The following is a 26,656-nucleotide window of genomic DNA, read 5'->3' on the forward strand; positions in this document are numbered from 1 at the left end:
GCGCCCCGCCCACCACCGCCGAGCCGGGACCGCGACCGCGCGGTTGTTAGCGTCGTCACGCCGCACGCCATGGCACCGATGTGATGCGAACCGATTGTGGGAGTTTGCCGCGTCGAAAATCGCCGTGATTGGCGGGACGCGCGGATTTCCCTCGCCGTCCGTCCGGTCGGCCCTTCCGCAGATATACGACTCTCCATTGACGACGGTGAAGCGCCGTCGGCATGCTTTCCCTGCCGGTCCTACCGGCCACCCCACGGTCCATTAGCGCAGGTGAGCTGCTTGAGCGCAGCCCATCGGCGCCCCATCGGCATGAGCACAGCAGGGTGGTAAACGGCGGCACAGTTCCGCCCCGAGGCACATTTTCCTGTTATCGCGCGGGCTGCCCCGCGCCCCGGGACGGCTGGCGCCGTGGACGAGAGGTACGTCATGTCGAGGGATGGTTCCCTGCCGAACTACGAACTGCTCTTCGGCGAGTTGGATCTGCGGCCGGCGGACGAGTCGCGGGCGGTCTACTCCCCCGCCGCCTACCTGGCCGACCTGCTCCGGCTCCTGGAGGAGAACGTCGAGGGAGCCTCGCTGCTCGCTCGCCGGCCGGACATCAAGGACATCCTTCTCGACGCCGAGAACACCCTCACCGAGAAGCCGTACCTGGACATCGTCAACGAGATCCTGGAGAGCCTCGTCGGCGCGGAGCCGTACGAGCGGCTGCGGACCATGCGCTTCCCCTTCGACAAGCCGTTCTCCCTCGCCGACGAGCGGCTCCGCCGGTACCTGACCCGGCTCGGCGTCGCCCCGGCCGAGCTCTACCGGCGGTTCGCCGTGCCGGCCGACCCGGACATCGTGGCCCGCGAGTACCTGGGCCTGACGCCGGAGGAGGTCGAGGTGATGACCGTCGCGCGGCCCACCGAGGCCGACGTGCGCGCGTTCTACGGACTCACCGAGCAGGAGTCGCTCGGCGACCTGGAGACGCTCGACCGCTTCCGGCGGGCCACCGGCCTCAGCTCGGCCGAGGTACGGGAGCTGCTGTTCGGGCACCTGGCACCGGGCCGGGCCGAAGCGTCGGTCTTCTTCGTCCACCACGGCGGCACGCCGGTGGGGTTGGACGCCGACGAGACGAGGCTGGTCGGCGACGGTGCCGTACCGGTCGAGTGGTTCGAACGGGTGAGCCGGTTCGTCCGGCTGGCGCGGCGTACCGGCCTGACCCCGACCGAGCTCGACCTGGTGCTGCGCGGCTGCTGCGGCAACCGGTTGGACGGCGACGCGCTGCGGGTACTCGCCGTCGTGCTGCGGCTGCGCGACCAGTTGAGCCTGCCGGTCGAGGTGGTGTGCAGTCTGGCGGCGCCGATGGACACCATCGGGATCGGCCCCGACGGGAACTCACCGGACCTGTTCGGTCGTACGTTCGACACCGGCCCCGAGGGAATCGAGCGGAGCCTGATCTGGCCCTGGCCCGGTGCCGCGCCGGCCGGACGGACGGAGCTGATCTGCACCGGCGACCTGCTGGCACCCGCCAACCGGGAGTACCGCCGCCGGCTGGCCGGCGCGCTGGCGATGGCCGAGGCGGACCTCGTCGCCACCGTCGACGCCCTGCGCGAGCACTACGCGCTGACCCCGCAGGAGCCGAGCCCGTTCGACCGGGGTGAGATCGGGCTCGGCGCGCTCTCCCTGCTGCACCGGGTGAGCCGGCTGACCACGGCGCTCGGGATCTCGGTGGACGAGCTGTTCGAGCTGCTGTCGGTCCTGGACCGGGACCCGTCCCTGTGGCGGCACACCACGTTCCCGATCCTGCTCGACAGCGGCCCGACCGTACGCGACAGCCACCGCATCCTGGACGCGCCGGATCCGGCGTCGAGCCTGTGGCTGGCGCAGACCCTGACCGCGGTGGTCGGCTGGCTGCGGGACAGTGGCCTCACCACGGCGGACCTCGCCGACTTCCTCCCCGGCGGGTCCACCGGCGCCCAGGATTCGGAGCGGCGGTCGGTGCTGGCCGCGCTGCGGGCCCGGCTGGACGAGGTCGCGCTCACCCCGGAGCTGTTCGTCTCGGCCCGGTTCGGCGACCGGGCCGCGCGGGTCGTGCACGAGGTGCTCACGTCGTACGAGGGTGTGGTCTCCGATCGGGACGCGCGGCTGCTGCGGCTGGACGCCGAGGCCGTCGAGGTCGCGGCCTACGACGCGGTCACCGAGTTCGGCGCGGTCACCGCGGAGGACTTTCTCGGCCTCGGCCTGGACGAGCGGCTGGCCACGAAGATCTTCACGAATCTGGTGCTGGCCGGGTACCTGCGGGCCGACGGCACGCTGACGGAGACCGCCCTGGCCGGGGACCCGCCGCCGCTGGCCCGCGACTTCGAGCCGCAGCGCGAGCCCCTGTTCGCCCTGATCCGTGACCTGGGCCTGGCCGGCTCCGATCCGTCCGACGGCGACGACGGCGCCGCCTTCCTCTACCCGTCGGACCTCCAGCAGCTACCCGACCTCGACCAGACCGCGCGGGACGAGTTGTACGACAACCTCGTCCACCACGGCTATCTGGAGCCGGGCGGCGAGATCGTCAACCGGGACCTCTTCGCCGACGAGGAAGGGTTCACGGACTTCGCGGTCAACGCCGACCTCGACGACGTCGCACCGGCAGTGCTCGACGCGCTGCGCGAACGGGTCGACCGGTTCCGGACCGTTGCGGTGGACCTGGGCCCGGACACCTTCGTCGGGCTGCCGCTCGACGAGGGACGGGTCGCCGATCTGCTGGCCAGTCTGCGGTTCAACGGCTACCTCGACGAGCTCGGACACTACCGCGACAAGCAGGCCCTGGCCGGGCTGCGCCGGGACGAGCTGGACCTCTCCCTGGACTTCTACGCCTACCGCGAGGACATCCTGGCCGCGATGCAGGCGCAGATCGCCGCGGTGCGGGCCGAGCTGTGCACGTTCACCGTCGACGACTTCCGGCCGCTCGCCGACACCGCGATCGCCGCCCGCGTCGTCCACGCGCTCGACGGTGTCTTCCTCGACCAGGCCATGATCAGGCCGGAGATCAAGCCCCTGCTCGGTACGCCGGAACAGCTTCCGCCGGTGCCCGGCCCGTTCCCGGCGGCCGAACAGACGATGATCGCGGACCGGCTGGTGGCGATCCAGCGCGACGAGCGGCCGTACGTGCTCGACCCCGAGGCGCTGACCGGGCTCGGACTGGATGCCGACGAACGCGACGGGCTGATCCGGCTCCTGGTGCAAGCCGGTGACCTGGAGCCGTGGCTGACCCTCCCGCGCGGACGCATCGCCTGGTTCGGGACCGCCAGCAACGCCCTGGACTTCGCCCTGACCGGCCTGGAGGACTACGGCAAGGACGTGTTCCACCTGCTGCACGGGGTCGCGCTCGAACTCGCCGCCGGCATCGGGGAGATCACCGCCACGCTCGACGGGCACGCGCAGAGCCAGTCCGCCGACCTGCTCGCCGTACTGCGGGACGCGTTCGGCGTACCCGTCGAGACCGTCGACGGCATCGCCCGGGCGGTGGCGGGCGACTCCGTGGACGCCCTGGAGACGCTGCTCGGGCAGCCGGCGGAACAGAACCCGACGGGTACGGTGGCCGACGATCCCCGCGCCCGACTGACCTATCGTCGCATCCGCGGCTTCGCCCGGCTCGCGGCAAAACTGGACCTCGACCCGACCGAGGTCGAGGTCGTGTTCCGGGACCAGGACCTGGCGGGCAAGTTCCCGGAGCCGGTGGCGCTGCCGACCGGGGTCGACCGGTTCGACGCCCTGCTGCAGAGCGCCGACGGCACCATCTACCTCTTTGTCGACACCGGCTACTACCGGTACGCCGCGTCCACCCGGGCCCTGCTCGACGACCTGCCGGCCGCGCTCACCGAACTCTCCCCCGCCCTGGGCGCGCTGCGCCGGGTCGACGCCGCGCTCACCCGCCCGGACGGCACCGAATGGATCATCGGCCGGGACACCGCCGGAGCCGCCCGCGCCTTCGTACGGCAGCCGGGCAGCACCCGGTGGGTGGCGACCGAACAGACCTGGGGCACGGTACGGAACACCTTCGCCGCCCCGGAGCGGATCGACGCCGCGTACGTCGACGCGGACGGCCGGACGTACCTGTTCTCCGGCGACCAGTACGTCCGCTACTCGGGCGCCGACCACTCGGTTGTCGACGAGGGCTTTCCCCGCCCCGTCACCGAGTGGTGGGCGGGCGAGGCCGACCTGCCGGCACCGTTCACGAGCGCGATCGACGCCGCGTTCCACGACCGGGACGGCCGGGTGCACCTCTTCTCCGGCGACCGCACCCTGACGATCGGCACCTCGGGCGGAAACCAGATCGAGGCCCGCCCTATCGCCGAGGTCTGGGGCCGCACCCCGCCGCCGTTCGCCGACCGGGTCGACGCCGCCTACACCGACGGCGCAGCCACCTACCTGCTCGCCGGTGACCTGGTGGTCCGGCACCACGACGGCCTGGAGAACAACGGCCTACGCACCGACGACGGCTACCCCCGGCGGATCGCCTCGCACTTCCCCGGCGTACCGGCGGGCTTCGAGAGCGGTCTGGACGCGGCATTCGTCGACGCGGCCGGCGTGACGAACCTGTTCAAGGGCGACCGGACCGTGGCACTCGGGCGGGACCCGCAACCGGTGCCGACCGCCCAGCGCTGGGGTGTGCTCGGGCCGGTGCTGGTGGGCGGGACCGTCGATGCCGCCTTCACCGGCCTGGACGGGCATACCTACGTGTTCAGCGGCGGGCGTTACCTGCGCTACTCGGGCGCCGACTACGCCATGGCGGACCTCGGCTACCCGCGCGGCATCGCCGGGGACTGGGGCGGTCTGCGCGAGGTGGGGACCTCGTTCGTCCTGGACGGGCGAACCTACCTCTTCGGGGTGGCGGGCGACCTGTTCGACGTACCCGCCGACTGGCGGTCGGGGCTGGGCAGCGGTCGGCTGTCGCCGCTGCTGCGCCGCCGGTTCGCCGACCACGGTGTGTCGTTCACGGCCGACGCCCGGGTCGAGGCGGCCGGCACACCGCTGGTGTGGCGGCTGACGGACGAGCGCGGCGCCCGGTTCACCGTACGGTCCAGGCCGGACCGGCTCACCGTCGCCAGCGACGACAACACCCCGTACTACGTGCGCTACTCGACCCGGGACTACGCGACACCCGACGCCGGCTATCCCCGTCCGCTCAGCGACGGGTGGTGGAACCTGCCGGTGGCGCTCGGCGCCGGGCTCGCAGACGTGGACGCCGTACTGACCGGGCGGGACGGGCTGACGTACCTGTTCGTCGGCGACCGGTTCGTGGTCTTCGACGCCCGGCGGCGCTGGTGGTCGGAACCCCGGACGCTGCGGGAGCACTGGGACAGCCTTCCGTTCGACCGGGTCGACGCCGCGTTCCTGGGCCGGGACGGCCGGACGTACGTCTTCTCCGGCGACCGTTACGTCCGGTACTCCACCGCCGACTACACCCGGATCGACGACCGCTACCCGGCGATGGTCGCGACGGCCTGGGGACGGGTGCCGAACAACCTGGCCAGGACCGGGCGGGTGGACGCCACGCTGGTCATGGACGTGGTCGAGACCGTCGACGGCGTCGAGGTCACCCGCACCCACACCTACCTCTTCTCCGGCGAGCAGTATCTCCGGTACGAGGGCAGCACCTATGCGACGGTGCAGGACGGCTACCCCCGGCCGCTGTCCGCGCTCGCCGGGGAGCCACGGCTCGGCAAGCTGCCGGTGGCTCTCACCCGGGTCGACGCGGCCTTCGCCGACCGGGGCAACGTGTACCTGTTCGAGGGTTCCCGCTGCCACGTCGTCTCCGACGTCCTCTACCGCCAGTACGCCGGACCGACGGGTGTGGGCTGCGCTTTCGTCGAGGACGGCGCGCTACTTGTCGGCGAGGGCGACCACTGGCACCGGCTCGGTGCGATCGAGGCGAAGGTTCCGACAGCGGTCCCCGTCCGGCCCCGGGTCCTGCGCGGGGTGCCGGAGACCTTCGCGACCGGCCTGGACGCCGTACTCGCCGCACCGGGCGGCGCCACCTACCTGTTCAAGGGCACCGGGTGCTACGACGTACGGCTGCGTCGCGACTATCCGATCGCCGAGACGTGGGGGTTGCCGCGCGACAACATCACCCGCGACGGTGTGGTCGACGCGGTCCTCGTCGGCCGGGACGGCAGGACCTACGTGTTCAGCGGCGACCAGTTCGTGACGTACGCCGGGGAAGGTTACCCGACGCGGGAGCCGGACGGCGGACCGCGACCGGTCGCGGACCACTGGGGCGGCCTGAGCGCGGTGGCACTCGCCTACGTGTACAACGGGACGACCTACCTGTTCGAACCGGCCGACCACACCGGCCGGATGCGTTACCTGACCTACTCCGGCGCCGACTACACGACACCCGACGGGGAACCGGGCACCGCCGACGCCGGGTTCTGGGCGGCCGGGCCGGGGTTCGGCCCGCCCGCCGCCGTCATCGTCGAGGGCGACACCATGCTGCTGCTGCGCGGCGAGCGGTACGTGCAGCGCACCGGCCCGACCGGGGCCTGGTCCGCCCCGCAGCCGATCGGTCTGCTGTGGCGCGGGTACGGCCGTGACCCGGAGCCGGACGAGACCCTGCGGACCGTGTTCGTCGGCCGTGACGGCACCACCCACTTCTTCTTCGGCGAGCGGTACACCCGGTACACCGACCGTTCCTTCACCACCCCGGTCGAGGTGCGTACGGCCTGGGGCCTGCCCGCCTTCGAGCGGGTCGACGCCGCCGTGGTGGACCCGGTCGGCGGGGCCACGTTCCTGTTCAGCGGCGACCGGTACGCCCGCTACACCGGCACCGACTACCGGGACGCCGATCCGGGCTACCCCCGGCCGATCGCCGGGAACCTGCGTACCGAGGAGGCGTTCCGCAACCTGCCGGAGTCGTTCGAGGACACACCGGCGGTACGCGGTGTCGACGCGGTGGTGGCGAACGGTCGCCACGTCTACCTGTTCGCCGGTGGCGGATGCCAGGTGGTCTCCCGGTCCGCGTACGCGACGTACGACCTGGCCACCCTCGGCCGGGTCCGCAACACCGTGGTCGACACCGGCAAGGTGGACGCGGCGATGGTGGTCGGGACGCGGACGTACCTGTTCTCCGGCGACCAGTACGTGCGGTACAGCGGGACCGACCACACCTTCGTCGACGAGGGCTACCCGCGGACCATCGAGTCCTCGCTCGCCGGGGAGTTCAGCCAGGCCGGTACGCCGGAGCTGGCGGAGCTGCCGGTGCAGTTCCGCGACGGTGTCGACGCCGCGTTCCGGGACGCCGACGGCGGCGTGCACCTCTTCCGGGGCGCGAACTACCTGCGCGCCGACGCCGCCACCCCGGTCGTGCGACCGGCCGCCGAGCTGTGGGGACGGGTACGCAACGAGTTCGAGACGCCCGGAGCACCGGTCGACGCGGCCTTCGTCGCCCCTGACGGAGCCCTGTACGCCTTCCGTGGTGGCCAGTTCGTCCGCTACAGCGGCACCGACCTGCGGTACGTCGACCCGGGGCACCCGCGCACGATCAGGGACGACTGGGGTGACCTGCCCGCCGCGTTCGAGGCCGGCATCGACGGTGCGTTCAGCCTCGACGACGCCACCTACCTGCTCCGGGGCGACGAGTACGTCCGCTACTCGACGGGCTGGTACGAGACGGTCGACCGGACCTTCCCCCAGGAGATCCGGCACCGGTTCTCGGAGGCGGCCGACTACCGGCTCAGCGACGTACACACGATCGCCCGGTTCGCGCGGTTGGCGCACGGGAGCGGTGACGGCAGCCTGGCCGGTGTTCTCGCGGCCGGTCCGGCGGTGGAGGATCCGTACCAGCGGTTGGCGGAGTTGCTGGGCTGGGACGTCGACGAGATCCGGTGGGTGAAACGCCACGGTGGTTTCCTGCCCACCGCGCCCGGCGAGGAGGACCGCTTCGAACTGGAGTTCGTGCTGAAGCTGGGCGAGTTGTTCGCGCTCGCCCGCCGGTTGGGCACCGGTCCGTCCCGCCTGCACTCCGACATCTGGTCGCAGATCCACGGCCCGGCCGGTGCCGTTGGCGGACCGGAACGTGCCGCCGCGCTGGACCGGGCGGTCGTCGCGCTGCACGGCCTGCTCGCCGAGACGCTGCCCGCGACCGACCTCGCGGTGCTCACCGACCGGCTGCACGACGAGTTGGCGGCGGTACGCCGGGACGCGCTCGCCTCGGCGGTGCTCGCCCCGGTCGCGGCGCCGACCCCCGGCACGCTGTTCGAACGGCTGCTCGTCGACGTCGACATGGGCGCACCGGGCACCACCTCCCGGGTACGGGAGGCGATCGCCGCCGCGCAGCTCTACCTGCACCGCTACCTGCTCGACCTGGAGCCGGTGGGTGCACCGACCCGCCGCGACGAGGACGAGGCCCGGCTGCGGATCAAGCGGTGGTGGGCCTGGATGAAGAACTACCGGACCTGGGAGGCGAACCGGAAGGTCTTCCTCTACCCGGAGAACTACCTCCGGCCCGAGCTGCGCGACACCAAGACACCCGCGTTCCTGCAACTGGAGAGCGACCTGCTCCAGGCGGGCGTCACCACCGGCGCTGCGCAGGCGGCGTACAAGCGCTACCTCGACGAGTACACCGAGGTGTCCCGGCTCGCGATCGCGGGTGGTTACGTCTACGCGGCGCGGGAGGCGGCGGAGGGAAGCCGGTCACTGGTCCTGTTCGGACGGACCCGGACCAGTCCCCGGCGGTACTACTACCGGGGCGCGACGTTCCGCGACGGGGACCGGCTCTCCGCCACCTGGGGGCCGTGGCTCAAGGTCGACGTGCAGATCGACGCCGAGAAGGTGTACCCGGTGCACGCGTTCGACCGGGTCTTCGTCTTCTGGACGACGATCGAGACGGTCACGCCGGAGGGAACCGGTTCCACCACCATCATCGCGAAGAAGACCGGCGACACCCAGCAGGTCAGTGCCCCGGACGTGCAGCAGAGCGTCAAGATCTACTTCTCGTTCCGGAACCTGAACCAGGAGTGGGTGCCGGCCCAGGTCCTCGCCACCGGCGCGCCGCGCCCGGACGGCCTGGGCAACGTCGCCCTGTCCGTACGCTCCGGCCCGCTGCCCGGCCAGTCGGGGTCCGGCGACCACCAGGCGATCGTGGTGACCTACACCGCGACCACCGGTGCCGGGGAGATCACCGGGGCGGCCTTCGCGCTCACCCCCGAGCTGTACACCGTTCCGGTCGAGGGGATCCCGAGCGAGCCACCCCGTACCGGTGACCTCGGCCTGATCCTCGACGAGCCCGGCGGCATCGACCCGTTCGGGGTGGTCTGGTTCAGCTCGCCCGCGTCGTTCACCGAGGGCGCCTGGTTCAGTGTCGACCACAAGGGCGGCAGCTTCCTCTGCCGGCCGGTCGTGCCGGCACCGGCCGATCCGCCGACACCGGCGCCGATCCGGGGCAGCGCCGAGATCCTGCCCGCCTGGGACCGGATCGACGCGGCCGTGGAGCTACCGGACGGGTCGCGGTACTTCTTCGACAACACCGCCCAGAGGTACGTCCTGATCCGCCCCGGCCGCAGCCGGTCCGGACCCAGCTCGCCGATCTCGGGCCGGTGGGGCCGGACCGGACGGTCGATCACCCGCAGTGGCGTGGTCGACGCCGGGCTCACCCGGGGTGAGCAGGTTTTCGTCTTCTCCGGCAACCAGTACCTGCGGTACTCCAGCGGTCTCACCGCCCCGGCCGACGCCGGATACCCGAAGGACCTGCAGACCAACACCGAGCGACTGCCGCGCTGGAACAAGGTGGACTACGCGTACACCGGGACCAACGGGGTCGAGTACTTCTTCTCCGCCGACCTGAAGGGCTGGGTGAGTTCGACCGACCTCAACACCCTGCGTCCCGTCGACCGGGGCTGGGAGGCCGGCGCGCTGCCGGAGGCCGACCGGATCTCGCTGCTCAACCGGTTCGCCGGTGGACTGCTCGGCAGGCTGGGCGCGTCCTTCCTGGAGGCTGCGGTCAAGGCCGGCCACAAGCCCGGCAAGGGCACGCTGGAACCGCCGCCGCAGGTCGACCTGCTGGCCCGCTGGTGGTCGGTCGACGCCGGCTACGTCGACGGCGGCCGGCTCCACCTCACCAACGGCACCGAGTACGTCCGCTACACGCTCGGCGCCGACGGCACGATTCCCGACCTGGTCGACGACGGCTACCCGCGTACGCTGGCCCGGCCGCTCGACGCGGTCTTCCAGCAGGGCGACCGCCGGTACGCCCTCAGCGGTGACGTCTACGCCGCGGTACCCGCCGGTGGGGAACTCGGCTCGCTCGGTGCCTTCACCCGGATCGCCGGCCACTGGGGCGACCTGCCGACCGGGATCACCGGTGCCCTCGACGCTGCGACCGATCTCTTCCTGTTCCTCGACACCACCTACGTCACGTATCCGCGCTCGGCGACCGTGCCCCGGCCGTACGAGTTCGCCTCGCTCCAGCACGAGATCGTCCGGCTCACCACGAGCACCGCGTACAAGCTGAACCAGCGGCTGCTGGCCGGTGGGGTGGCGGGACTGTTGGACACCGCCACCCAGGAGACCGACGAACTGCCCGCGTTCCGTACCGACCTCTCGGACGCGACGACGGTGCGGGTCCGGCCGGGCAGGGTCAATCCGGCCTGGCTGCCCGGCAGCGCCCACCTGGACTTCCAGAGCGCCAACGGCATCTACTACTGGGAGATCTTCTTCCACGCTCCGCTGCTCATCGCGCAGGCGCTGAACGGCGCCCAGCGGTTCGAGGACGCGCGGGTCTGGTACGAGTACGTCTTCGACCCGACCCGGCCGGACCGGTACTGGCGGTTCCTGCCCTTCCTCGCCGTCGACCCGGCCGCCCTCGCCGACGACATCACCGGCGCCGTGGCCGAACTGGAGCGGATCGGCGCCGACACCGAGGCGCTGGAGCGGCGGCTCGGCCCGACGCTGGAGACGCTCCGGTCGGTGGCGCCGGTGTTCCACGGCGTACGCGAGCTGACCACCGCCGACCGGCGGGCGCTGGCCGAGGTCGCGGCCGTGACGGTGACGCCGCCGCCCGGCCTGCCCTCCCCCGACGACCTCATCCCGCTGAACGAGGCGCTGGCCGTCGCGAAGGAACTCCAACGCCAGTACGACCTGATGGGCGACCGGGGTCGGATGCTCGACGCCTACCGCGACGACCCCTTCGACCCGCACGCCATCGCCGAGCTACGCCCGATCGCCTACCGGCGGGCCACCGTCATGGGCTACATCGACAACCTGCTCGACTGGGCGGACCTGCTGTTCCGCCAGTACACACCGGAGAGCATCGACGAGGCGCGGATGCTCTACATCCTCGCCCATGACCTGCTCGGCGTACGCCCGGACGTGGCCGGTCCCCGGCCGCTGACGGACGCACGCAGCTACGGGACGCTCGACGGCCACTGGTCACCGGAGGGCCCGCTGGCCGCGCTGACCGCCGGCGGGGCGATGCTCGACGGCGCCGGGGCGGTACACGCCAGCGTCGCCGACACCTACTTCCACGTGCCCGGCAACACCGCGCTCGGCGACTACTGGGACCTGGTGGCGGACCGGCTCCGCAAGATCCGGATGTCGCTGGACATCATGGGGATCAGCCGTCCGGTGCCGCTGTTCGCGCCGCCGATCGACCCCGCCGACCTGGTCCGCAGCGTCGCCTCCGGCGTCGGGGTGGAGGCGGCGTTGCAGGGCACGGCCGTGCCCGTACCGCACCAGCGGTTCGCGGTCGTGTTCCGCCGGGCGCAGGAGCTGGCCGACCGGCTGCGCCAGTTCGGGCAGGACCTGCTGGGCGCTCTGGACCGACGCGACGCCGAGCAGCTCAACCTGCTCCAGACCCGGCAGGAGGGGGAGATCCTCGCCCTCACCCGTGGCGCCCGTCAGGCGCAGGTCGGTGCCGCCGAGGCGGGACTGCGCTCCGCCCGGGCCGCGCGCGACTCCGCCCTGGCGCGGATCGCCCACTACGAGAAGGTGCTCGACGACGGGCTGTCCGCCCTCCAGATCGCCCAGCTCACCGCGATGGCGGCGGCCTCCACCGCGCACCTGGTCGCCAGCGGACTCAAGATCTACGCCTCGGTCGCCCACGCCACCCCGCAGGTCCTCGTCGGCCCGTTCATCCTCGGCACCGAGTACGGCGGCAAGCAGGTCGGCGACTCGCTGGAGAACGCCGCCGAGATCGCCGAGTCGCTGGGCGAGGGACTCAGTGTCGTCGGTGAGCTGCTGGGCGTACGTTCCGACCAGGAGCAGGCCCAGCAGGACTGGCAGTTCCAGCTCGACATGGCCCGCAACGACCTGGCCCAACTGGAGCCGGAGGTCGCCGCCGCCGAGTACCAGCTCGTCATGATCCAGCGCGAACTGGAGATCCTCGGTCGGCAGACCGCCCACCAGGAGGAGGTCGCCGCGTTCCTGCGCGACAAGTTCACCGGTGCCGAGCTGTTCCAGTGGACCGCGACCCGGCTCGGCGCCCTGTACTTCCAGGCGTACGGGCTGGCCGAGGAGACCGCCCGGTCGGCCGAACGCGCCTTCCAGTTCGAGCGTGGCGTGCCGGAGAGCGCGGTGGCGTACGTCAAGGCGGCGTACTGGGAGAGCCGGCGCAACGGCCTGCTCGCCGGGGAGAGCCTCACCCTCGACCTGGACCGGCTGGGCAAGGCGTACGCGGACAGCCACAGCCGGGGTATGGAGATCACCAAACGGGTGTCGTTGCGGGATCTCGACGCGGTGGCGCTGCTGCGCCTGCGTACCGAGGGGGTGTGCGAGTTCGCGCTCACCGAGGAGCTGTTCGACCGCGACTTCCCCGGGCACTACCGGCGGCAGATCCGTACCGTCGCCGTCACCTTCACCGACGCCGAGGGGGCGGTCACCCGGTTGAACGCAGTGCTCACCCAGACCGGCCACAAGACCGTCCTCGAACCCGATCCGCGAGCGGTCAAGCACCTGCTCGACCCGCAGGGCACCCCACCGGCGTCGCTGCGCTTCGACTGGCGCGCCGACCAGCAGATCGCGCTGTCTGACGTACCGGAGGGTTACGACAACAACGGTCTGTTCGAGCTGCGCTACGACGACGACAGGTACCTGCCGTTCGAGGGTACGGGCGCCGTCTCCACCTGGCGGCTGGCGCTGACCGGCGGTCGGCCGCCGCAGGAGCCGGGCGACGTGGAACTCACCCTGCGGTACACGGCCGACAACGGGGGCGAGGTCTTCACCAGCGCGGTACGGGGTCTGCTCAAGCCCTACCCGGCGTCGCGTTACCTCGACGTGGCCGCGGAGTTCCCGCAGGAGTGGGAACGGTTCCTCGGTGGCGAGGACCGGTGGGTGATCCTCCCGCTGACCCCGGACTGGTTCCCGGGGATGTCCGGTCGGCAGGTCACCGGCATCTACGCCGCCTACGCGTACGAGGAGGGCGGCAGCGCCCGGTTCCTGCTCAACGACAACCGCAACCTGCCGCTGGCCGACGGCCGCCTGCTGCCCACTCCCGGTCTCACCCTGCCCGCCGACGGGTCGGGGCTGAGCCTCGCTCTGGACGGCGACCCGGCGGAACTGGCCAACCTCGTTCTGATCGTCAACTACCGAGCCACCGCCTGAGTGCGGACCGATCCGAGAGGAGACGGCGGTGCCCCCGAAACGGAAGACGAACACCACCGGCAAGCGGAAGACCCCCAGCCGTACCCCCCTGAAGGACAGCGACTCGGGCTCCGCCCGTAAGCCCGACCTGATGGACACCGGGGACTCGCTCCGCCGGACGACCACCCCGACCCGGCTGGACCGATCGCTCACCTCCGACCTGTCGCTGTCCCTGTCGGGCGTGGACCTCTCCGACCGCGACACGGACACCGACACCGGTCGGGATCTGTCGTTACCGCCGACCAAACGATCGAAGACCCTGACGCTCACCCGGGCACCGTCCGGACTCGACCGGTCCGGGGACGAATCGGACGAGGAGAACCTGCCGGATGCGTCCCTGACCCCGCAACCGCACGACAACCTGCCCGCGATGGCGACGGTACGGATGAAGCCGCTGGTCGTACTCGACGACGAGGGCAACATCAAGAACCTGTTGATCAGCTCCCAGCAGCGCACCCCCTCCCCGTTCGGCGGCCCGATGGGAGACCACACGGTCGCCTGGTCGGCCCTGGTCGACGCCGTCCGGGCCAGTGTCCACGGGCTCCCGGTCGACGAGGCGGTCGGCGTGCTCCGGACAGCGCAGGAGCACGCCGAGGCGTGGATGGCCGACCCCGACTCGACCGGCATGCGGCTGCTCGACATGCTGCCGGACAAGGAGCGGCGCGTCGGCCCGCTCGAACACTGGGCCTGGCAGGTGACGGCCCAGCTCGACACGGCGGCGTCGGCGGCCGAGAGCGGCGACAACCGGGCGGCGGCCACCGCGCTCCAGCAGGCGATCGCCCACCACCTCGCCTACCTCAACTACCTTCCGTTCGCCACGGTCCCCGCGGCGTCGGAGCGGGGATCAAAGGGGTCGGCGGAATCGGCGAAACGCCGTCGGATCCTCGCCGCCGAGGGCGCCGGGCCGCTGGCGGACGCCGAGTTGGCGACGGACCCGGACCAGGCGGGAAACCTGCGGGACGACCTGTGGGGCATGTTCGCGTTCGACGCCGCGCTGCGCGAGTCGGACGCCTGGCTGGTGCTCAACCCCGGCCTGGTCGACAGCGTGAAGGCCGACCACGCCAAGCTCAAGGCGCTGTGGACGCGCCTCGACGCGGAGATGACCCGCCATTCCACGGGCTCCCAGCCGCAGGACGAGGCTCGGGCGATCGAGAAGCTGGCGGACGAACTCCGGCGCTCCACCCCGGAACCGTCGATCATGCGCGCGGCGTTGAAGATCAGGGACAGCGCCAACCTGCTCTGGAGCGACAGCCAGGCCCGGCTGAGCACCCGGCAGAAGAGCATCGTCAACGGGCGGATCGCGCTCAAACCGGCGATGGACGAGGCCGCCACCGCGGTTGACGACTTCGTCGAACGGGCCCGCGACGCGATACCCCACGCCTCCGTCATCCTCGCCAACCTCCTGCACGAACACCAACGGACGGTGGCGACCTCGTACCCCCGGGCGGTGACGGTCTCGGGCTTCCTCGGCCCGACCGCCGACACGGACGCCGAGGCCGCCGCAAATGCCAGAAAGGCCGCACTCGACCGGCTCACCGCGGAGATGGCCAGAGCGTTCCCGCCGCCGCTGCCCAAGGACGGGGAGCCGAAGGCGACCGGCACCCCACCCATGATCGCGCTGACCCAGGCCGTCGCCGACCGGTACGCCGAGATCGGCTCCGTGCCGACGCCGGCAACGCGGAACAGTTGGATCACCGACTCCTCGAACGAGGAGTTGGTCGTCACGTACGACAGCGGCGCCCCCGATCCGCTCTCGGTCAACGGACGGGCGGCCGCGCCGACGGGCGTCGCGGGCATGGGCTCGCACACCACGGCGTGGACCGTGGAGGTCGACGCCCTCAAGGCCATGGTCGCCGGCGCGAAGGGAGAGGCGGCGGCGCTCGCGGCGCTGTCCAAGGAGACGCTGCGGGACCTCGGCTCGGAGGTGATGAAGCTGGACCGGCTGCTGCCCGCCGAGCAACTGGAGGGTGGTCAACTGCTGGACATCTTCACCCAGGCGGCGGCGGTGATCAGCGCCACCGACGTGGCCGCGGCCGCCACCGCTTTCCTCAGCTTCCGCAACCTGCTGCCGTTCGCCACCCTCGACGCGGGCGACCGCAGCGGTCACGGCGAGCGTTCCGGCGGACCCAAGAGCAAGAACTTCGACGGCGACTCCCTCAACGACGCCGCCGGGCTCATCCAGGATGCTCTCGCCGACCCCGACGCACGGGCCAAAGCCGTACAGGCACTGGAGGACGCGGCGAGCGCGCTCGCGAACGAGGACTGGGGAACGAAGGAGAACCTCCGCAAGAGGGCCGAGGACACCATCCGCCGGCTACGGGGGCAGGCGATCACGCTGCGCAAGGGAGCACCGCGCGACGTCGTGACCACCATCTACGACGTCAGATCGGCCGAACACAGCCGGGTCACCAAGCAGGCCGCCAAGCTCGCCAAGACAACCGCCAGGTGATGACGGGCCGACCGGAGACGCGGAAGGAGACGACGGAGACGCATTGGTCGCGGTTGTCGGCCGGTCGGCGTACGATGCCCGGCCGGCCGACCCCGTGGCCACAGAAAGGCCTACGCTCGCAGTTCATGCTTTCTTCTCTTATCTGGACATTGACCCCAGGTCAACTCTGTGAAATACAGGTGATCACGCGTCGGCGGGTGAACCGGCCGGAGCGCGTCGATTCCAGGAGAGGCGAGGAATGGAACCCGTGTCACCCCCGTCACCTGCCGCACCGAGGTCCTCCGCGGCCCGGTCCCCCGGCACGTTCGTCAGCCGTCATCGTCGTCCCCTGCAACGGATCCTGGCCGTAGTGGCCGCCCTCGGGATCCTGATCCCCGCGGCGCCGGCCTTCGCCGATCCGCTGCAGAACCTGCCGGCGAACGCCGGAGGGTACGAGGCGTCGTTCTCGCCCGCCTACGACTACGACGGCGACGGGTGTTACGCCGTCGCGGCCATCAGTCCGGACGGCACGACCAACCCCGGTCTGAACACCACCGGGGCCATCAACGGCAGTTGCCGGGACCAGTCCGATCTGGACAACTCGCAGACGTACGCCCGGTCGAAGTGCAACAACGGCTGGTGCGCGATCGTCTACGCCAGCTACTTCGAGAAGGACCAGGCCGTGCACGGCAGCGGCCTCGGCGGCCACCGGCACGACTGGGAGCACGTCATCTCCTGGGTCAACCAGGCATCCAACCAGGTCGAGTACGTGACCACCACGCAGCACAGCAGCCAGCGCACCTACCCCCGCTCGCAGGTACGTTTCGACGGGTCGCACCCGAAGGCCGTCTACCACAAGGACGGCGCGTCGACACACTTCTTCCGGCTCGCCAACGCCAGCGACGACCCGCCGGAGAACCACTACCACAACTGGCGCTATCCGCCCGTCGTGGATTGGAACGGGTGGCCCAGCACCCAACTGCGGGACAGGTTGATGAACGCCAACTTCGGCTCCGCGACCATCAAGATCAAGGACGGCTCGTTCGAGTACCTGCTGAACGTGTCCATGCCCGCCGGGATCCCGTTCAACCCGCAGGGCTGAACGGGTCCGTCGCCGGAGGACCCGTCTTTCAGACGGTGGTCCTCCGGCGGCGGCAACCCCGGGCGGGGACAGGCGAGCTGGTCGGCCCCGATGTCCGGGGCGTATCCGCCACGGGCCGTGCACGTCCGGCACCGGGGCGGTATGCTGCCTCCGATGAAGACCTCTCGTGAAAGATTGGGGGTCCCGTCCAGCCAAGGTGAGTGCTGATGCACCCTTGGACTGCGAACGAGGATTCCCGCCTCTCCCTCTGGCTGCACGTGCGCGAGTTCGCCGTGCCAGCGTCCATGATCGAGGCCGCCACAGCCCGCCGCACCGTCGGCGACTGGGCGGGTGCCTGCGCCGCCGCGCGCGTCGATGTCGATCTGAATCCGCGCGCCGCGGCTCGCACCCACGGCCAAGAGATCGCGGCCCGGCTCCGCGCCGATCTCCGCCATCTTGCCCCTGACCTGCTGCGCTGGCACATGCCGAGAATCGCCCCGGATGGTCTGCTGCGTCCGGGGCTGACCATCTCCCTAGCCCGCTACCAGCAGACGGGCGGCGACGGGGTGCATCTCGTCGCCCGGACACCACCGGCCTGGGCGGATGCGGGTCAGCGGATCAGCCTCGCGCTCTGGGACCCGGCACGGTCCAGCGCCGGGCACGGCCCGCATCCGCACCCCCGTCCCGACCGGCGATTCCGTCTCGACCTGCACCGCCACCTCTGGGACGCCCGCAGGACCGGCGAGTTGCGGGTCCGGGCCGGGACGGACGGGCCGCCCGCCGACGGCCATCCCGGCCCGGACCCGGAGGTGCCACTGGCGCGCGACTGCGCCGTCAACCGGTGGGCGGCCGAGGCGGGGATACTCCTGCGCGCGCAGGGGCGGGCCGTCGGCACTGTCGCCGTACGGCTCGGGGCCCGAAAGCGGCTGTTGATCGAGCTGTCCACGGACCCGGTTGCCCTCGGCCACTCCACATCACGGATCACGGCGGCGTCGGGCAGCACCGGCCACGACTCCACGCTGCCGGTGCTGCCCGACGCCGCGACGTGGGTGCTGCCCGACCTGGCGTTGCTCCGCGCCGGGCTGGTCGAGGCCGACCGGCTGCATCCGCTCGTGGCGTCGGCGCTCGTACCGGGCCGTCCGCAGGCCGACGAGCGGCGAGCCCGTGATGGTGGGGCCGATCCTCGCCTGATCGAGTGCGGCGGTTCCCAGCACCGGATCGGCCTCGTGGACGGTCAGCTCGTACCACTGGACCATGATCCGGCCGAGATCCGCCGCGAGGAGTTGCTGGCCGCGCTGGGCGGCACGCCCATGCCGTGCTTGCGGGCGATCGACGAGGCGCACCGGCACCCGGAGGATCTCGTCGACATCCGTGCCCGCCTGGACCACGGCGACATCGACGGTGCGTTGGGAGCCGTCGAGGGCCTCCTCGGACCCGGCGCGCTGCTGCGCGGTGGCGCCCTGCGCGACGCGCTGGAGATGGCCGCGCGGGGGCGGATCGCGCACGGGCTGTTCCGGGCCGGACTGGCCGGGGACGGAAAGGGACCGGCCACCCGGACCGGCCCTCGCCCCCGCGATCGTCGGGCACACCCCCGTCACGCGACATCCCGCTGACCCGCCTTCCGCAGCTCCGCTCCCCCGCCTCATCCCGGCACGGATGTCCGTGCCGGCCCCAACTCGAACCCAAAGGTGATCGCCCATGCTCGCAACCGTTCCGCCCGCCACCAGCGACGCGCCCTCCGGCCCGGCCCATGCGCCCCGGCTCGACATCGCCGCCGATCTGCTCGCACTCCTGCGCGACACCACCACCGAACCACGCCCCGACACGCAATTGGAGGCGCTGACCCTGGCCGTGGCAGCCGACCTGCCGGTGCTGCTCTGGGGGGAGCCGGGAATCGGCAAGACGGCTGCCATGACGCAGCTCGCCGCTGCCCTCGACCTGCCGTTGACCACGGTGATCGCGAGCGTGCACGAACCCTCCGACTTCTCCGGCCTGCCCGTTGTCGGCGACGACCCCGCCCTGCAGGGTGTCCCGATGGCGCCGCCGGACTGGGCCGTACGTCTGGTCCGGGCCGGCCGAGGACTACTGTTCCTGGACGAGCTGTCCACCGCACCACCGGCGGTCCAGGCCGCCCTCCTCCGGCTCGTTCTCGAACGGCGGGTCGGTGCCCTGCGGCTACCTCCCGAAGTCCGGATCGTGGCTGCCGCCAATCCACGGTCCTCCGCGGCCGACGGCTGGGAACTGAGCCCGCCGCTGGCCAACCGGTTCGTGCATCTGCAGTGGACCTACGATCACGAGGTCGTGGTACGCGGCCTGGGCGGCACCTGGCCGAGGGCATCGCTGCCGGGGCTCGATCCGGCGTGCCTGTCCGACGCCGTGGCGTTCGCCCGGCGCGCGGTCTGCGGATTCCTCGTCGCCCGTCCCGGGCTCGTACACCGTCTGCCGAACACCGAGGCCCGGCGTGGTGGGCCCTGGCCCTCACCCCGCAGTTGGGAAATGGCGCTGTGCCTGATCGCCTTCGCCACCGCCGCAGGCACCTCACGGGAGGTGCTGTCCATGCTGGTCAGGGGAACGGTGGGGGACGGTCCGGGGCTGGAGCTGCTGGCGAGTCTGGACCGGATGGACCTCCCGGACCCGGAGGTGCTGCTTGCCGACCCGGCGGCGGCCGAGTTGCCCGAGCGGGGCGACCTGCGCCAGGCCGTACTTGACGGTGTGGTGGACGCGGTGCGGACACGTCCGGAGAAGTCCCGCTGGGATGCCGCGTGGGCCGTGCTGGTCCGGGCACTGGACACCGGCGCCCCGGACCTGGTGGTCGTCCCCGCGACCACGCTCGCCGCGCAACGCCAGGCCGGATGGGACGTGCCGGACTCGATCGAAAGGCTCGCCGGGGTGGTGTCCCTGACCCGCAGGGCAGACAGTGCCGGGACACGGGTCGCGGCGAGCCGCCGATGACAAACACCACCGAGGAGGCGCTGGACCTCGAGAAACTCTTCGCCGCCCGGCTGCTCGCCGCCCGGGTACGGCCCTATCTGGCAGCGGCGTTGTTCGCACTGCACCCGGTCCGGTCGCGGCTGGTGCCGACGATGGCGGTGGACAGACACTGGCGGTGCTACGTCTCGTCGGCGTTCGTGGATCGGACGCCAGTCGAGGAGTTGGCAGGGGTATGGGTGCACGAGGTCTCCCACCTGCTGCGCGACCATCACGGCCGCGGCGACCGGGTCGCGCTGGAACGCGGGCTGACCGGGCCGGGTGAACGGCTGCGGATGAACATCGCCGCGGACTGCGAGATCAACGACGACGTGTACGGGGATGGGCTGACCCGCCCCGTGGGCTCCGTCGACCCGAAGCTCCTGGGACTGTCCGACGGGGAGTTGATGGAGGACTACCTGCGCCAGTTCCGGCTCGGACCGTACACGCAGGGCCTGGTGTGGCTGGACTGCGGCAGTGGGGCCGACGGGCTGGAGCGGGAGTGGGACCTCGGCCCGGACGGCGCGCACGGCCTCAGTGCGCAGGAACGCGACGCGGTCCGGTTCCGGGTGGCACAGGGCATCGTCGGACGTCCCGGAGACACCCCGAAGGGGTGGCGGCGGTGGGCCGAGGAGGCGTTCCACCCCCCGCAGCCGTGGCGGGACCTGCTGGGGGCGGCGATCCGCTCGGCGGCCTCCGGCCCCGGTACGGGTCAGGATTACACGTACGGTCGCCCGTCGCGACGGTCCGCGAGCCTGCCCGGCGTCATCCTGCCGAGCCTGCGACGCAGGCCGCCGCGGGTCTCCGTGGTCATCGACACCTCCGGTTCGGTGAGTGACGCCGAACTGGGCAGCGCACTGCTCGAGGTCGCCGCGATCGCCCGCGCCGTGGGTGGCCGGCGCGACCTGGTCACCGTGCTGTCGTGCGACGCGGCGGCCCGGACCGTGCACCCGCTGTGCCGTGCCGAGGGAATCCCCCTGTTGGGAGGCGGGGGGACGGACCTGCGTACGGGATTCGCCACAGCGCTCCGATCGAGGCCCTGGCCGGATGTCATGGTGATCCTGACCGACGGGCAGACGCCCTGGCCCGATACACGACCACCGTGCCGGACGGTGGTGGGACTGTTCCCCCGGAGCAGGGGCGCCGGATCGTGGAGCGAGGACAATCCCGACTACGTGCCGGACGCACCGCCCGAGTGGGCGCGGGTGGTCGTCATCGGGTCCGTCCCCGCTGCTCACGGGTAGCGAACGGACGCCGGCGTCGACCCGCCCACGGGAGAGCAGCCAGGGCAACACGCGGCCGAGCGGCGGGGTCGTCGAATTCGACGACCCCGCCGCGTTCGCTGGATCGGTGGTACACGGCGGGCGATGCCCGATGACTGCCGCCGCCGGGCAGGGTCCCCGGCGGATGCCGCTTCCCCGGAAGGTGTGCGGGAGGTACCGCTATCCGGCGTACGTCTCGAACTCGGCGACCCTCGGCGTGCCGGTCGAGCTGGTGATCCTGAAGGTGATCTTGCTGAGAGAGGTCGAGGGGAAGGTGATGACGCCCGCCCCGCTGCCGGAGGTCAGGACGGCACCGGTGCCGTGGTTGATGACCTGCCATGACCCGATGTAACCCACGGCGCCCGACGCCTCCCGGATGTTGATCCGGGACACCGTGGTGGCGGAACCCCACTTGATCGAGATGTCGCCGGTCGAGCCGGCCGGTGACCAGTAGGTGCTCAGGTTGCCGTCGCGTACGTCGCCGTAGCCGGTGCCACTGGCCTTGCTGGAGCCGTCGGAGCCCGCCCCGATGCTGAGGTTCGTCCCGCTGGGCGGCGTCGGAGTCGGCGCGGTCGGAGTCGGAGTCGGCGGCGTCGTGGTGGGAGTGTTCGGCGTGGGTGTGGGGCGGGTTGGTGTCGGCGACGGTGTCTGCGGTGAGCAGTTGCCGTTCGACTCCTGCAGTCCCGTGTTGGCACCCGCCGTCTGGCGGACGATGTCCGGCACGCAGCTCGCCCCGTCGAGGCTGTAGGAGTACGGGATGCTGACGGTGGTGTTCGACTGCGGGTTGGGGCCGGCGGGGTTGTTGTCGCTGCCGGGGCTGGACCAGGTCACGTTGTCGAAGATGTTGCCGGCGACCTGCCAGTAGCCCGCCTCGTCGGTGTAGAAGGTACCCAGGACGTCCTTGGAGTTCCTGAAATGGTTGTTCTCCACCTTGGCCCGCGCCCCGGCCCGGGAGTTGATGCCGGACTCGTGCAGGCTCACGTACGAGTTGTTGTAGATGTGCGCGATGCCGCCACGCAACAACGGCGTACGGGAGTCGATGTTCTCGTACAGGTTGTGGTGGAAGGTGATGAAACCGTTCCCGCGGTCGCTCTCACTGGACCCGATCAGCCCACCACGGCCGGAGTTGCGCAGGATGCTGTAGGACAGGGTCACGTACTGGGTGTCGTCCTTCATGTCGAACAGGCCGTCGAAACCCTCCGACTCCCCGCCCGAGGCCTCCAGGGTGGCGTGGTCGACCCAGACGTTGCGGACGGTGCTCTCCATCCCGATCGCGTCACCACCGTTGGACGTGGGCGAGCCCGACTTCTTGACGTTCCGTACGGTCACGTTCCGGATGATGATGTTGCTGGAGTCGCGGATGTGGATGCCCAACTGGTCGAAGACGGCTCCGCTGCCCACCCCGATGATCGTGACGTTGCTGATCTGCTTGAGTTCGATCACGCCGGCGGCGGTGTTGCAGCTGTCGCCCGACACCTTGGTGGTGTTGCCGTGGTTGATCGTCCCGGTCACCTCGATGATGATCGGGGTGCTGCTACTGGCCCGACCGCACAGGGCCGCATGGATCGCGGTCCCCGTGGTGGCCCGCACCGTCTGTCCGCCCGCGCCGCCGGTGGTCCCACCGTTCTGCGTGGCGTAGCCGGTGGCGCTGCCGGCCGCTGCCGACGCCTGGGGTGTCGGCAGGGCAACCACGATCGCGGCCCCGACGGCCGCCGTGGCCAGCGCCGCCTGGAGTCGCAGTGCGACTGGTCGTCTCATCTTGTCTCACCTTCGTTTTCGAGGCTGGGTGGTGGTTCGAGAAGCTGGGTGGTGGTTCGAGAAGCCGGGTGGCCCGCCGGGCGGTGGACGCCTGCACCGACGGGCACCCGGGTTCAGATCTGTGCGCCCAGGTTGGGGTAGGCGGTCGGGCGGAGGAAGGAGGACGTGCGGATGCTGCCGTCGGGGTTGCGTGGTCCGGTGATGGTGGCGGGATCGGTACTGGCGAGGTCGGCCGCGCTCCAGGTGCTCTTGATGTCCCAGGAGTTGCCGCTGCCGGTCGACGAGCCGAGGGAGACACCGGCCCCGTTGGCGACGGCCAGGTTGGCGGTGAGGACCGAGGTGGAGTTCGCGAACTTGAAGCCACCGTCGCCGTTGCGCCAGGCGGTGTTGCGTTCGACCCGGATGGAACCGGGGTTGCCGTTGTCGATGAAGCCGCCCTGGGCGTTGTCGAACGCAATGCTGTTGCGGATGGTGTGGTTGGCCGGCGGATCGGGGTCGCCGCCGCCCATCTTGAAGCCGTTGCCGTCGCCGGCGAAGTCGGGGAATCCCCACCGGTCCACACCGTTGCCCCAGGCGACGGAGTTCTCGATCAGGATGGGTGAGGTGAACAGCCAGGCGTCGAAGCCGTCGTCGACGTTGTTCCACAGCCGGGCACCGCGTACGACGTTGCCGCTGCCGCCGCCTTCCTTGATCGCCAGGCCGTCGGCGCTCTCCCCGTTCTTGCGCGGATCACGGTTGCCGTAGCTGTCGAGGTTGAGCACCTGGTTGTTGCTCGCGGCGCCCTGGATCTGCAGACCCGACTCGTAGTTGTCCCGGGTGACCAGGCGATCGAAGACGTTGTTGTTGCAGTCGCGGCAGAAGATGGCGTACGGGCCGTGGATGATCTCCAGGTCGCGGATCCGCCAGTAGTCGGCTTCCATGTGCAGCACGCCGCGTTCGGCGTTCGGGATGCTGCCGTTGAGTGGCGCGGGGGTGTGCGGGAGGTTCTCCCCGTCCAGGATGACCTTCTCACCGTTGTAGCTGGTGATGGTGTACGGGTTGGCGGCGGTTCCGTCCTTCATGATCTGGACGTTGGTGCTGAACTGGTAGGTGCCGCCGCGCAGCGCGATCGTGGTGCCCGGGGTGGCCAGGCTGACCGCCCGGCCCAGGGTCGCCAGTGGCGCGGCGACGGTGCCGGGATTGGCATCGCTGCCGTTCGGAGCCACGATCAGGGAGTTCGTTGGCGGCTGACTCGTCGGCGGTGCCGAGGTCGGGGTACTGGTGGGAGTCGAGCCGGCCGTGGTGGGGGTCGGATTTGTCGTACCGGTGTCCCCGACCGTCACGTCGTCGAAGGACGCGGTCGCGTAGAGGGTCTGCACCCCTATCCGACCGGTGGCCGCGACCCCGCTGGTGCCCGAGCCGACCACCGCACCGTCCACGGTGGCGGTGATGTTGCTGCCGGACACCGTCAACCCGAGGGTGTACCAGGTTCCGGTCGAGACGGTGCGGTTGGCGTCGGCGAGGACGGTCACCGTACCGCTGTTGACCACCTGGAGCTGGACCCGGTTGCCGGGCAGCAACGCCAGCCGGTAGAAGGTGGTCGAGCTCTTGGCCCGGGCCAGCAGGCCGACCAGGCCGCCCGATCCGAACGCGGTGGGCTTGACCCGAGCGGTGACGGTGTACGCCGCCCAGCTCGTCGATCCGCTGAACTCGCGGGCGTTCGCGCTGCCGACGTTGCTCTGCTGCAACGCCCGGGACCCGTCGGCCACCACCGCCCAGGTCCCGCCGGACTTCGACCATCCGTCGGCGTTGCCGTCCTCGAAGTTGTCGCTGAACAACGTGGCGGCGAAGGCCAGTTGGCCGAACATCGCCGCCGCCACGCTGAAGAGAGCCACCGCGCCGGCAACCCACTGCCAGCGCCGGCGTCGTGATCGCGGAACGTCCTGTCGATCCATTCCAAAACCTCCGAACGGTACGGCCATCGGCTAGCGGTAGGTGATGTCGGAACTGCTGTAGATGCAGTTGACGCCGTCCGCGCCCTCGCCGATCAGGACGGGTTCGTTGCCGCTGGACACGCCGCGGTACTTCTGGCAGACGGTGGCGTCGCCGTAGATGGTGATCCGGGTGAAGCGCGCCGTGTCACCCCAGTTGGTGTTGATACCGGCGACGGCGTCGGCGTTGCGCACCGTCACGTTGTCCATGACCACGTGACGCTGGTACGACGTGGAGCAGTTGCCGCAGCCGCGGTAGAGCTTGCCGATGTTCTCGGCGTAGAAGCCGGTGATGTGCACCGTTCCGGAGCCGTTGTGCTGGAACACCTTGTCCGACGCCGCTCGGGCGCCGCCACCGATGACGTTGTACGTGGTGCCGCCGCGGAAGGTGGCGGCGTCCTCGCCCACGTCCTCCCACCAGACGTTGCGGATGGTGCAGTTGCCCTCGCAGTGGATGCCGTCACCGGCGGGCGCGCCGAGGATGACGTTCTGGATGGTGGCACCGGCGGCGAGTTTGAAGACCGGATCCTGACTCTCGCCCTGGCCCCCGTCACCGATGCAGCAGTAGCGACGCATCCCGCCGTCGAAGGTGCCGGTCACCTGGATGGTGCCGTTGTTGACCGGCGCGTTGCCGGTCGGCGTCGGCCAGGTCGTCGTGGGCGGCGGTGCCGAGGTGGTGGGCGGGTTGTTCGGTGTCGTCGTCGGGTTCGCCGTCGGCGGGGTGGTCCCCGAGGTGGTGACGGAGACGTCGTCGTACGTGGCGGTGGCGTACACCGTCTGCAGGCCGATCCGGCCGGTGGCGGAGACCGAACTGGATCCCTGCGCGATCTGGGTCCCGTCCACGGTCGCCCGTACGGTGGTGCCGTTGACCTCGATCGCGAGGGTGTACCAGGTGCCGGTGGCGACCGTACGGGAGACGCCGCCGATGACGGTCACCGTGCTGCCCTTCACCGCCTGCAGTTGCACCTGGTTGCCGGGCAGCAGCGCCAGCCGGTAGAACGTCGTGGACCCGCTGGCCCGGGCGAGCAGCCCGACGTGGCCGCCCGAGGCGAGGCTCAGCGGCTTGACCCGGGCCTGCACGGTGTATGCCGTCCAACTGGTCGAGCCGTTGAACAGCCGGGCGTTCTCACTGCCGGCGTTGGACTGCCGCACCGCCTGGGAACCGTCTGCGACGACCGCCCAGGTACCGCCCGACTTGGACCAGTCGCTGGTGTTGCCGTCCTCGAAGTTGTCGCCGAAGACGGTGGCGGCCTGCGCCGTGTGGCTGAAGCCGATGGTGCCGGCGATCAGCGCCGCGACCGCGCCGGTGACCAGCGACCACCGACCCCATCGTCGGCGGACCGAGGGACGAGGGAACATGACGAACCTCCAGGGTTGGGACGGGTGGCGTGGAGTGGGGTGGGGTCCACACACGTGTGGCGCACGGCGCTGCGCACCCGAGGGCAGTCGCCACCGGATCGGTGACGTCGGGAACTCCCTCAGGAAAGCGCGTTCCTGGAGTCCTTGCTAGATCACGTCGGAAATCTTCGCGCCCTGCGCGGCCAACCCCCGATTGCTGTTATCCGGGGGTCGGGTCGCGCGT

At 71.0% G+C, this 26,656-nt stretch carries 9 protein-coding genes; 6 read left to right on the top strand and 3 right to left on the bottom strand.

Features of this window, described 5'->3' with window-relative positions:
* Window positions 1-426: 426 nt before the first annotated feature.
* The 6 genes from OIE47_RS33085 to OIE47_RS33110 all read left to right on the top strand — a co-directional run bounded on the left by OIE47_RS33085 (window position 427) and on the right by OIE47_RS33110 (window position 21,328).
* Entirely contained in the window at window positions 427-13,569 is a 13,143-nt protein-coding gene (locus OIE47_RS33085) for a hemopexin repeat-containing protein (RefSeq protein ID WP_326558464.1), read from the top strand.
* Between the two features lie 28 nt (window positions 13,570-13,597).
* On the top strand, window positions 13,598-16,057 hold the full coding sequence (locus OIE47_RS33090; RefSeq protein WP_326558465.1) for a hypothetical protein: 2,460 nt from the start codon (window positions 13,598-13,600) through the stop codon (window positions 16,055-16,057).
* 349 nt (window positions 16,058-16,406) lie between these two features.
* The gene (locus OIE47_RS33095; RefSeq protein ID WP_326558466.1) at window positions 16,407-17,138 is read left to right on the top strand and encodes an NPP1 family protein; all 732 of its coding nucleotides are present in this window, start codon (window positions 16,407-16,409) and stop codon (window positions 17,136-17,138) included.
* 206 nt (window positions 17,139-17,344) lie between these two features.
* Window positions 17,345-18,730, top strand: coding sequence for a hypothetical protein (locus tag OIE47_RS33100; protein ID WP_326558467.1), 1,386 nt, complete (start codon window positions 17,345-17,347; stop codon window positions 18,728-18,730).
* A gap of 85 nt (window positions 18,731-18,815) precedes the next feature.
* Window positions 18,816-20,069 (top strand): AAA family ATPase, encoded by a 1,254-nt coding sequence (locus OIE47_RS33105; protein WP_326558468.1) that lies wholly within the window; start codon window positions 18,816-18,818, stop codon window positions 20,067-20,069.
* Entirely contained in the window at window positions 20,066-21,328 is a 1,263-nt protein-coding gene (locus tag OIE47_RS33110; RefSeq protein WP_326558469.1) for a vWA domain-containing protein, read from the top strand. The genes OIE47_RS33105 and OIE47_RS33110 overlap by 4 nt, the downstream gene beginning before the upstream one ends.
* A gap of 198 nt (window positions 21,329-21,526) precedes the next feature.
* On the opposite strand, the gene OIE47_RS33115 is transcribed toward OIE47_RS33110, so the two are convergent.
* The 3 genes from OIE47_RS33115 to OIE47_RS33125 form a co-directional block, all read right to left on the bottom strand.
* Window positions 21,527-23,104: a pectate lyase family protein gene (locus tag OIE47_RS33115; protein ID WP_326558470.1), complete on the bottom strand. Its 1,578-nt coding sequence runs from the start codon at window positions 23,102-23,104 to the stop codon at window positions 21,527-21,529.
* A 113-nt stretch (window positions 23,105-23,217) separates the two neighbouring features.
* Window positions 23,218-25,038, bottom strand: a complete 1,821-nt coding sequence (locus OIE47_RS33120; RefSeq protein ID WP_326558471.1) for a right-handed parallel beta-helix repeat-containing protein — start codon at window positions 25,036-25,038, stop codon at window positions 23,218-23,220.
* 30 nt (window positions 25,039-25,068) lie between these two features.
* Window positions 25,069-26,433, bottom strand: a complete 1,365-nt coding sequence (locus OIE47_RS33125) for a pectate lyase (protein ID WP_326558472.1) — start codon at window positions 26,431-26,433, stop codon at window positions 25,069-25,071.
* Between the last annotated feature and the right edge of the window lie 223 nt (window positions 26,434-26,656).

This window comes from Micromonospora sp. NBC_01796 (assembly GCF_035917455.1).
GTDB lineage: Bacteria > Actinomycetota > Actinomycetes > Mycobacteriales > Micromonosporaceae > Micromonospora_G.